Here is an 11,152-nt window from a genome sequence, read left to right on the forward strand (position 1 = left end):
AGTCGTTCAAAAACCGGTAGACAGCGTCTTTTTGAAAGGGAGCGGCGCCGGTAGTGATATCCAGGTAGCGGTACAGGTTTTTGCCTAAAAAAACTAAGGTCACAAGAAACTGCAATAGTTCTTTGCAAGAAAAACCCTTTTGTTTTTTGAAATTCGATTTCACGAGTATTTCACCTATCTTGTGTTCTTTGAAAAAGTTTGCAACATAATTGGCTGACCTATTTTCATCGGTAATGTTTTCTGGTAAGATAGAAGTCACAAGAGCACCCTTCTTTCCTTGGTATAATGGGGTTTTGCGTACTTCTATTTTACCAGATTGAGGGGTGTTTTTGTTGTTAAAGTTCAGATATATCAAGGGTTTGAGGGTATTTTTTTAGTGCGAAAGTTGAGTTTTATTATTAACAGCGTTGTCATACTATAGGGGCTCTTTAGTAGTGTTTGAAATAAATAAAATAAATATTAATACGCGCTCAATTTTTATATTTACTATTTGTTTATCATTATTAGTTTTTTCAATTACCGGTCGATTAATAATGGATGCGGGGTGGGGTAATAGGGTATTAGTTTCAAATTTTATTTTTATTTTAGTGTTTTTTTTTGTTTTTAATAAGGAAATATGGAAACACGAAGAATAAAGCATATCCATTATCCATATATTTTATTGGTTTATCTATTCTTCTTTCAAGAAGTCTTATATCTAATTATTTAATCGGGGGTGATATCCATGCAGAATATCAATCATTTACACGTTTGTTAACTGTTTTGCAATGGGATAATTTATTTATTCAAAACCAGCCTGATGCATGTATGAGTATCACAATATTACCTGTTCTATATCAAAAATTTTTAGGAGTAGATTCTATAATTGTTTTTAAAGTAGTTTTAATATTGATAATTGCCTTATTACCAGTTATTGTTTATGAGATGTATAAAAATGATTTAGGCCCTTTATATAGTTTTATAACAGCATTCTTTTATATCAGCCAAATACCCTTTTTCTATTTGCTTACTGGGCAACTACGTGTTGGTATATCGCTATTTTTTGGTTATTTATTGTTTTATATGTTATTTGATGATTTATCTGGAACATTAGGGTCTAAAGTAATTTGTATTACTTTGTTACTCTGTGCGGTCCTTTCTTATTATGTAACACCAATATTTATAACACTAATGCTATTATTATATTGGTTGTTTAATAAAACGTTGTTACATATGAAAAAAGGTGCTTCAATATCAATAAGCTTGATTTTACTATCTATGGTTCTAATATTCTTTTATTGGGGTCAAATAACTGATGTAGCTTTTAGTGGATATGTTAAATATGCTAGTAATATAATAACAAATCTTGGTAATATGTTTGTTGAAGAAATGCGTTCACCAGTTGTACAAAGTATATTCACTTATGAAAAAACTTCTATTTTGTCATTAATACCTGGTTTTATTCAACGGGGTATGCTAATTATGATTACATTAGGAGTTATTGCTTTGGTAGTAAGGCCACAAGCATATGAACGTTTATCTAAATTTAGAATATTAATTTTTACATCTTTTTTGTTATTGATATGTGAGATTATTATGCCTTGGATATCGCATGGCTATGGAGCGGATAGATTGTATCTTCAACTATTGTTTTTTCTTGCCCCAGTTTATATTGTAGCTTGCGATGCTATTAGCAGAACCGTAATAAAATTAAAATATACTAATAATATTATAATACAAAAATTTCGATTAGTTTTTTGTGCTGTTACTATTATTATTATTTTTATGTCAAGCTCTTTTCTTTACCACGAATTAGTAGGTATCAGGGGTAGAGAAATACTTGATAATCAATCCGGTGGTTATCAAAGACTATATATCTATGATAGTGATGTTTATGGTGCTAGATGGATGTCTCATAATAACTCAAGCAGTTTACCAATATATACAAACCTATTGCTTCATTTTCCAAGTACCGATGGGCTTTTTATGTATGTGAGTAAATATCCAGAAATAGTTTTTAACTTGAAAGTTTTTGGACAAGAAAAAGAAATAGAGGTTAAAGATGGGTACGTTTTTGTAAGACATATCGCTGAAAAAAATAATAAGATTGAGGGTTTTGTTTATGCACCCGATGATATCGCAAAAAAAATTAAAATTAAAGACCCCCAAAACCCTTATATAAGTGATACATATAGTTATTTTTTCGATAAGCAAAATAAAATATATGCTAATGGACAGGCCTTATCATATGAGTATAATAGCGGGAGCTGATGCCGGGGTTTATAATAGCGAGAGGATAATTATTACCTTTTGGATACAAAATTTCAATTAATGATAAGGGTGAAAATGTTATAATGGAGATTTTATAAATGTCTTATTTGAAATTTGCAAAAGATTTAGGTATTACCGGTATTACAAATGCCCTTGTAGCATTAAGTGGTTTGGTTACATTGCCTATTTTGACCAAAGTAATTAGGAGTCTCAGATTATGGGATTTGGATTCAGATACAAGTCACGCTTTCGCTTTTACCTACCTTGGCTAATTTAGGGTTACCCTATACTCTTGTTAGATTTTTACCGGGGGAGCAAAGCAAAGAAATTGTAAGAGACGGTTACTATTCTGTTTTTACTCTTGTACTTGTAGTAAGCTCCATTATTTCGATTATTATGTTCTTATGTGCTGATAGTATTGCTGGATTGTTAGGTTGTAGTGGAAAAATGATATGGATATTGTCAGTTATATTGCCGGTTGAGTGTTTAATTGGTGTTTGTATTGCTGTATTACGTGCCTTTCAAAAGATTAATTTATATGCTTTTTTTATAATCATAAAAACATATGGTGAGGTTGCGTTAATTGCATATTTATTGTTGGTAAGGAAACAGGGCCTTGTAGAAGTTTTAATTGCTTCTTTAGTGATAAGAGTAGTTATTTTCATAGCATTGTTTATTCTAATAGGATTTAATATTAATATCTGTATTCCGCGATTTAGCCAAATTAAAGAATATCTTCTTTTTGGTTTACCAACTGTGCCAGGCAATATTTCTAGTTGGGTTACTAATGCTAGCGACCGTTATATTATAGGATATTTTCTTAGCACTGCATATGTGGGCTATTATTCTCCTGGTTATTCATTGGGCGGTATTATAGGTATGTTTGCAATGCCAATTGGTTTTATAATGCCGGCTGTTCTTTCAGAGCTATATGATACAGGGAGAATAAGCCAAGTTAAAAGCTATATGAAGTATACAATGAAGTATTTTCTATTAATAACAATTCCCGCTGTATTTGGCTTATCTATTTTATCTAAGGATTTATTATTAATACTATCTACCCCAGATATTGCAAATAACGGTTATTTAGTTATTCCATTTATTTCACTTGGTTCCTTAATATTAGGAGTGACTATCATCATTAGTCAGGTCCTAGTATTAACTAAGAAAACCTATATATCAGGAACTAGTTGGATATTAACTGCTCTTATTAATTTATTGCTAAATATTATTTTCGTTCCTCGTTTAGGTATTACAGCTGCTGCAGCCAGTACGCTGTTATCATATGTTTTTTCTCTAATTTTTATGGGTTATTATTCGCTTAAATATATGAAGATTGATGTTGACTGGTTATCTATAGGAAAATGTACCCTGGCCGCAATAGTTATGAGCGTTATTATTTGTATTTTCCAGGGTAATGTTATTTTAAAAGTTGTAATTGGTGTAGCTGTTTATTCATTGGTTGCTTATTTGTTAAAGGTCGTGAGTCCTAAAGAGTTTGGATTGCTTAAAGAAATGGTATTTACAAAAGCTTCATAAAATATAAATTATCAATGTATTGGGAGGTGATACTAATTCATGTTCTTGCAGTAATACCCGCACGCGGTGGCTCAAAGGGAATAAAACAAAAAAACTTAAGATTACTTAACGGTAAACCGTTGCTTTTCTATGTGATTAACAATTCGTTAAACTCTAAAACTATAACCCATGTTGTAATGACGTCAGAAGACAAGGAAATATTAGAGTATGCATCAAACTATCCAATTTACCTAAGAGAACGACCTGCAGAACTTGCTGGTGATGAAGTCACACTTGATCCTGTAGTTTATGATGCATATAAGTTTATTGAGGATAAAACGGGAATAGGTTTTGATGTTGTCATCACTTTGCAGCCAACATCTCCTTTACTAAAACCCGATACAATAGATAGTGCTGTTCATGAACTATTGAGGGAAAATGTTGATAGTGTAATATCAGTAGCAGACGATACGCATCTCATGTGGGCAAAGAAGGGTGACAAATATCTACCGTTATATTCTGAAAGAAAGAATAGACAGTGGTTGCCTAATGTATATAAGGAAACAGGCGCATTTTTAATCACGCGAGCTGATAGTATTAGTTGTAGTACAAGATTAGGAGAAAAAATAATTGCCTACCCTATTGCAGAAGATGAAGGTGTAGATATTGATACAATAAATGATTGGTTAGTGGCAGAAGCATATATTAATAGGCTGAAGTTAGCATTTATAGTTAATGGAAATACTGAAATAGGAATGGGTCATGTATACAGAGCTTTGACTTTAGCAGATTCATTTCTTGGTCACGAAATATTTTTTCTTACCTTTGATAGTAATGAAGCGGCTCTTGATATAATTAAAAGTAATGGATATTTAATCAATGAGATTACTAAAAATGACATTGTTAAAAACATAAAGGAGATCAAGCCCGATATTATTATTAACGATATACTTGATACCGATGCAGATTACATAGAAGCATTAAAAAGCAACGATTGTTTTATAATAAATTTTGAAGATCTAGGGACTGGCAGCAAGAAGGCGCATCTTGTATTTAATGCGTTATATGAATTAAGTAATCCCCCGTCACACCATAGGTATGGGCATAAATATGAGTGCCTCAACAGGCGATTTTTAATTCACAATCCAATTAAATTTAAGGAACAAGCAGAGAATCTTTTAGTGACATTCGGTGGTGTTGATCAGAATAATCTTACATTAAAAGTTGTGGAAGTTTTACCAGCACTTCTTAATAATACATCACTAAAGAAAGCTATTATTGTATTAGGGCCAGCATATCAATCGTTAGATAGCCTTAATAGAGAAATAGATACCTTTCCACAAGATATTAAGTCAGGAGTACATGTTATTTACAACTCACCAAACATGGCATTAATAATGAAAGAAGCAGATATCGGGATAACTTCTAATGGCAGAACGGTTTACGAAATGGCTGCAATGGGAATACCCACAGTAAGTATCTCACAAAATGATAGAGAGACTTTGCACCTATTTTCTAGGTATCATAAAGGAATTGAGTATTTAGGTATAGCTCCTAATGTTACACCGGAGAAAATCTATAAGAAAATTATAGAACTGGTTAATGATAATGATAAACGAAGAGCAATGTATAATGCACAGATAAAATCCAATGTTAGGCAAGGGTTGGAAAGAGTTAATTATGAAATTTTATATGAACATAAGAGGTGGAAAAATGAAAGATATAACAATTGGGAAAACCACACTATTAAAAGGAAGGGTGGATAGGCCATATTTTATTGCAGAAGCCGGTGTCAACCATGAAGGTGATATTGAAAAGGCTTATCTGATGATTGAACAAGCCTCAAAAGCCGGTGCTGATGCTATTAAATTTCAAACTTATAAAGCCCATAAACTTGCATCAAAAAATTCTCCTGCCTATTGGGATAGGAGCAAGGAATCTTCCCGAAACCAATATGATCTTTTCAAAAAATACGATGTTTTCGGTGAAAATGAATATATATCGTTAGCAAAATTAGCTGATGAGAATAACATAGATTTCTTATCAACACCCTTCGACGAGGAAGCGGTCGAATTTCTTGATCAACTTGTGCCAGCTTTCAAAGTGGCGTCAGCTGATATTACAAACTATTTACTCTTAAAGTCTGTTGCAAGGAAAAAGAAACCGATTTTGCTTTCTACAGGGGCATCGTCTCTATCAGAAATTTATAAAGCTGTTGAAACTATTTTGGATGAGGGAAATGACCAAATTGTTCTCCTGCACTGTATTTTATTATATCCAACACCGTATAAACATGCCAACTTGGGTATGATTAAACATATGGCTCAAGTCTTTCCAAAAACGATAATCGGATACTCAGATCACACCTTGCCTGAATATATGGACAAGATTCTTTTAACTTCGTGGATGCTTGGAGCGCAGGTTATAGAAAAACATTTTACATATGATAAATCTCTTCCCGGTAATGACCATTACCATGCGATGGATTATAGTGATATTGTGCGTTTTAGAGAAAAGCTTGAATTTCAGTTAAGTGTAATGGGCAAATTCGAAAAACACTGGTTAAAGGAAGAGAGCGCTGCTAGAGAAAATGCAAGACGTAGTATTGTAGCAAATAGATTTATCCCTGAAGGGAAAATCATAGAGAAGGAAGATCTCGTTTTAAAAAGACCCGGTACCGGTATGCCAGCTGAGTTATATTATTATGCACTGGGTGGAGAGGCTTTGCGGGACATAGATGAAGATGAGATTCTTGCATTTAAAGATATTATTCTTAATGATTCTGCAAATAAATAAGCAGTCAAATGTTAAAGAATGCTCAAGAGTGTAAGTACAAAATGGTTTGCACTAATTAACAGCAAGCTCGGGGAGAAAAACCCCTCCCCTCGCAAGGGTACCGTTTACCACCCGCATTTTGTCAAATACCAGCGAACATGACAATATAGCCTTTGTGTTAGGTCCTCAAGCAGGATTCTCGGCCATGTGGTTATCGGTAAAAATGTCTTATAAACTTTCCGATATACCCATTCATTCTCAACTTCACTTTTCAGTAATTTTTATGACTTCACGCAAGGCCCCTTCCCACTCTTTTAGACCACTAAATCCTTGCTGCGCTAACTTTCTTTTCGACAATCTGGAATTCTTCGGTCTTTTCGCCTTAGTTATATAATCTTCCGTTTTTATCGGTTTAACCTTTACTTCTAGCCCTGCTTGTTTAAATATTTCAGATGCAAATTCATACCAACTACAATACCCTTCGTTAGTGGCGTGGTATATCCCATACTTTTCAGTTTGGATCATGTCAACAACTAACCTCGTTAAGTCATATGTATATGTTGGCGAACCAATCTGATCAGCAACTACAGATATTTCATCTCGTTCTTTTGCTAATCTGAGCATTGTCTTAACAAAGTTGTTGCCGTTTTGCCCAAAGACCCATGATATGCGGATAATAAAATATGTATTTAACAGCTTTTGAACTTCTAGTTCTCCCTCATACTTTGTTTTTCCATAATAGTTGATGGGATTGGGTTGGTCGGTTGCCTCAAAAGGCTGGTCTCCTTCTCCATCAAAAACATAATCTGTGCTGATGTAAACCATTTTTGCATCAATAGCTTTACAAGCTGCTGCCACATACTTTGTTCCCAGCACATTAACGTTATAACAGAGTTCTCTTTCATCCTCTGCCTTATCAACTGCAGTATATGCTGCACAATGTACGACAACATCTGGATAATAATTAGTAATTACCTCATTTGTTTGGGCTTCGTTTGTTATATCCAGTTCATTTATGCTGGTCTCCAGACATTCAATACTATTCTCATTTAATGTTTTGACCATATCATATCCAAGTTGGCCATCAGCACCTGTTACTAAAACCCTCATGTAGTTGCACCTTCTCTACTTCCATACATTCTCGTATAATATTTTTGATAATCGCCATTAATAATGTTTTCCCACCAAGAACGATTATCCAAATACCACTTTATCGTTTGTTTAATTCCATCATCAAACAATGTGGTAGGTTCCCAGCCGAGTTCTCTTTTTGTTTTTGAAGGATCTATCGCATATCTCATATCGTGACCAGCTCTATCTTTAACATATGTAATTAAAGATGCTGGTTTGTCTAATTCTTTCAGAATGGTCTTAACAACTTCGAGGTTTGTTCTTTCGTTGTGGCCACCAATATTATAGACTTCGCCATCTTTTCCTCTATGAAGAATCAAATCAATTGCAGTGCAGTGATCTTCTACATACAACCAGTCTCTAACATTTTGTCCTTTTCCGTATACAGGTAGAGAATCATCCTTTAATGCTCTAGAAATCATAAGTGGAATTAATTTCTCTGGAAATTGATATGGCCCATAGTTATTCGAACACCTGGAAATTGTAATCGGTAAATTAAATGTCCGATTATAAGCCTGCACTAATAGGTCGGCAGCAGCTTTAGATGCTGAGTATGGTGATGATGTGTGAATTGGTGTTTCTTCAGTGAAAAACAAATCTGTTTTGTCTAGCGGTAAATCACCGTAAACCTCATCTGTTGATACTTGATGAAATCTCTTGACGCCATAAGTTCTAGATGCATCCATCAATACTTGAGTACCTAATATATTTGTTTTAAGAAAAACACCTGGATCTTCAATTGATCTATCTACATGCGATTCTGCTGCAAAATTTACAACATAGTTAAATCTTTCTTCTTTAAAAAGATTAGTTACTAATTCTCTGTCTGTAATATCACCTTTAACAAATCTAAAATTTGGGTTAGCCATGACTGGTTCTAATGTAGAGAGATTTCCTGCATAAGTTAAAAGATCCAAACAGACAATCCTGTAATCAGGATATTTATTAAGCATATAAAAGACAAAATTGCTTCCGATAAACCCTGCCCCACCAGTCACTAAAACATTCATTAAATATTCCACACCTTTCATTAATAAATAAAATTGCTATCACTATCTTTAAGCAGTGGTGCTTTGACATCCTTTTCTGATAAGATAGGATTACGAATTCCCCAATCAACACCTATTTCCGGATCGTTGAAACGAATACTTCTGTCACAATCTGGTGCATAATAATCATCTACTTTGTATTGCACTTCAACATTGTCTGTTAATGATAGGAATCCATGTGCAAATCCTTTGGGGATAAGAAGCTGCTTTTTATTTTCTTCTGTCAATTCTACTGCCACCCAATTTTTATAAGTTGGTGACCCTTTTCTAATATCAACTGCCACATCAAGAATTTTCCCCTTAGTACATCTCACAAGCTTAGTTTGTGCTTTCGGGTTTATTTGAAAATGAAGTCCCCGCAGGGTACCTTTTTCGGCAGAAAAGGAATGATTGTCCTGAATAAACTCAATATCTATACCCAACTCTTTAAACTTTCGTTTTGAGTAGGTTTCCGTAAACCATCCTCTATGATCACCGAATACTTTAGGTTCCAGTATGTAAACACCGTCTATGTCTGTCTTAATGATTTTCATTTCTTTACACCTCACAAGTATTAATAACGAAATCTTCCTTCAGCTACTTTTTTCAAGTGTTCACCATATGGAGATTTACCGTATTTTTCAGCTGATGCCAACAGTGTTTCTTTATCAATCCAATTATTGCGATAAGCAATTTCCTCTAAAGCAGCTATTTTGATTACCCTGTCTTTTTTCTATTATTCTTACATACTCTGCAGCATCAACAAGAGTGTCCATTGTACCGGTATCAAGCCAAGCAAAACCTCTTCCTAAGAGTTTTACATCAAGATCTCCTTGTTCAAGATAAACTCTATTGAGATCTGTGATTTCTAGTTCACCTCTTGCACTGGGTTTTAACGATTTTGCATATTCCACTACACGTTTATCGTAAAAATAGAGACCTGTAATAGCATAATTTGACTTAGGATCTTCAGGTTTTTCTTCAACCGATAAAACCCTGCCGTCTTGATCAAACTCTACAACACCAAATCGTTCAGGGTCATCTACATAATATCCAAACACTGTTGCTCTGCCTTTGTTTTCTTTTGCCTCAAGTAATAACCTGATTAAGTTATTTCCATAAAAAATGTTATCTCCAAGAATCATTGCACAGTCATCATCACCTATGAATTCTTCTCCAATAATAAATGCCTGGGCAAGTCCATCTGGTGATGGCTGTTCTGCATAAGATAGACTGATGCCAAATTCACTACCGTCACCCAGCAGTTTTTCAAAGTTTAGGAAGATCTGTGGGAGTGGAGATAATTAAAATATCCCTGATACCAGCTAACATCAATATCGATAATGGATAATAAATCATAGGTTTATCATACACCGGCAGTAACTGTTTACTTGTTACCATTGTTAATGGGTAGAGTCGAGTACCTGATCCACCCGCTAAAATTATACCTTTTGTAGTTGTTGTCATTTGAAATCCCCCGTTTTTTTTTATTCCGTATTCACTAACCAAATATTAGGTGTAAAAATGGCAAAGGTGGCATCATCCTTTTCCATTTTTGCTTTATTAAGTTTGATTTACCTTATTATTCGGCAAAAGTTGGGGTAAAGCCTTTTTTTATTAGGACTTTAAAGCTATGCTTTTAGTGGGTCTATAGGGGGAGGGGGGAGGCTTGCTTTGTTGCTTTTAGCTCTGTGAGGGGGTGAGGTGGGAATGTCATTCTAATACTTGATATGTTTCTCAAAGTTTCATTTAATGATATTATATGTAATGGAAGAGACAGGTTTCGACTAATACTCATTCCAGAATAGATTTAAATAATATTCCTTTCATAGTTCTTCTTTCAATTCCACAGTGTTGATGCCAACAGTTCAGAACGAACTTGCCTTGCAAATAATGCAGCGAACTTACAGTAATAGTGATGGCGCTGCATAGGCCGTTCTGCTAACTTATGGACCACCAAACAGGACAGTACTATTCATGTACAAAAGTATTCCATCAGGCACCTAGCAAACCAGAAAACACCACTGCCTTTACTGAATGTCCATGGCCATGACTGGCGCTCATGCCGGGACTAACATAAAAATTAAGTCAGTGCTAGACTGGAAGCCTATATGCTTTTCATTGGTAGGACTGCCTATGCCGTTAACTGCATTAATCATTATGGAAACGGGTAGACGTGGGGGGTAATATATTAAATTTAGTTTTAATATAAAAAGAACTTTTTTAACGTGACGAACAGATTACAATGCAAAAGGAGGAGGATGATGGAAAAACTACGATACTATGTGAAATATACATATGGGTATTACTGGAGTTCCCTTTCATACCTAAGTTTTTTTTTATCAATTGTACTCATACTCGGTCTTCCTCAGGAGGTTGTACACTAAACATTTTCTATAAAATTCTTATAACAATTTGGCATATTCGTACTGACCTTTTTAATTACTCTG

Annotated in this window: 10 protein-coding genes and 1 pseudogene; 5 read left to right on the top strand and 6 right to left on the bottom strand. The window is 34.3% G+C overall.

Features of this window, described 5'->3' with window-relative positions; translation table 11 throughout:
• Nucleotides 1–259 (bottom strand): annotated as a pseudogene (locus SSCH_RS20035) (IS4 family transposase); the annotation flags it as partial.
• Nucleotides 260–750: 491 nt separating this feature from the next.
• Here SSCH_RS20035 and SSCH_RS05350 point away from each other — a divergent pair.
• The 5 genes from SSCH_RS05350 (at nucleotide 751) to SSCH_RS05365 (ending at nucleotide 6,564) form a co-directional block, all read left to right on the top strand.
• Nucleotides 751–2,250, top strand: a complete 1,500-nt coding sequence (locus tag SSCH_RS05350; protein WP_044664573.1) for a DUF2206 domain-containing protein — start codon at nucleotides 751–753, stop codon at nucleotides 2,248–2,250.
• 98 nt (nucleotides 2,251–2,348) lie between these two features.
• Nucleotides 2,349–2,522, top strand: coding sequence for a hypothetical protein (locus SSCH_RS18165; protein ID WP_156972116.1), 174 nt, complete (start codon nucleotides 2,349–2,351; stop codon nucleotides 2,520–2,522).
• Nucleotides 2,485–3,789, top strand: coding sequence for an oligosaccharide flippase family protein (locus tag SSCH_RS05355; RefSeq protein WP_332306907.1), 1,305 nt, complete (start codon nucleotides 2,485–2,487; stop codon nucleotides 3,787–3,789). Before SSCH_RS18165 ends, SSCH_RS05355 begins: the two co-directional genes overlap by 38 nt.
• Before the next feature lie 14 nt (nucleotides 3,790–3,803).
• Nucleotides 3,804–5,534, top strand: a complete 1,731-nt coding sequence (locus tag SSCH_RS05360) for a cytidylyltransferase domain-containing protein (protein WP_052835357.1) — start codon at nucleotides 3,804–3,806, stop codon at nucleotides 5,532–5,534.
• Nucleotides 5,482–6,564 carry an N-acetylneuraminate synthase family protein gene (locus SSCH_RS05365; RefSeq protein WP_044664574.1) on the top strand — a complete coding sequence of 361 codons (1,083 nt, stop codon included), beginning with the start codon at nucleotides 5,482–5,484 and terminating at the stop codon, nucleotides 6,562–6,564. Before SSCH_RS05360 ends, SSCH_RS05365 begins: the two co-directional genes overlap by 53 nt.
• 243 nt (nucleotides 6,565–6,807) lie before the next feature.
• Here SSCH_RS05365 and rfbD read toward each other — a convergent pair whose 3' ends face one another.
• From rfbD to SSCH_RS22320, 5 genes are all read right to left on the bottom strand, one after another.
• Entirely contained in the window at nucleotides 6,808–7,653 is an 846-nt protein-coding gene (gene rfbD, locus SSCH_RS05370) for a dTDP-4-dehydrorhamnose reductase (RefSeq protein WP_044664575.1), read from the bottom strand.
• On the bottom strand, nucleotides 7,650–8,705 hold the full coding sequence (gene rfbB / locus SSCH_RS05375; RefSeq protein WP_456300451.1) for a dTDP-glucose 4,6-dehydratase: 1,056 nt from the start codon (nucleotides 8,703–8,705) through the stop codon (nucleotides 7,650–7,652). Before rfbB ends, rfbD begins: the two co-directional genes overlap by 4 nt.
• Entirely contained in the window at nucleotides 8,705–9,256 is a 552-nt protein-coding gene (rfbC, locus tag SSCH_RS05380) for a dTDP-4-dehydrorhamnose 3,5-epimerase (RefSeq protein WP_044664576.1), read from the bottom strand. Before rfbC ends, rfbB begins: the two co-directional genes overlap by 1 nt.
• 123 nt (nucleotides 9,257–9,379) lie before the next feature.
• Nucleotides 9,380–9,988, bottom strand: a complete 609-nt coding sequence (locus SSCH_RS05385; protein WP_456300453.1) for a sugar nucleotidyltransferase — start codon at nucleotides 9,986–9,988, stop codon at nucleotides 9,380–9,382.
• Entirely contained in the window at nucleotides 9,972–10,169 is a 198-nt protein-coding gene (locus SSCH_RS22320) for a sugar phosphate nucleotidyltransferase (protein WP_456300452.1), read from the bottom strand. Before SSCH_RS22320 ends, SSCH_RS05385 begins: the two co-directional genes overlap by 17 nt.
• Nucleotides 10,170–11,152: the final 983 nt, after the last annotated feature.

It is taken from the genome of Syntrophaceticus schinkii, assembly GCF_000946815.1.
Lineage (GTDB): Bacteria > Bacillota > DSM-12270 > Thermacetogeniales > Thermacetogeniaceae > Syntrophaceticus > Syntrophaceticus schinkii.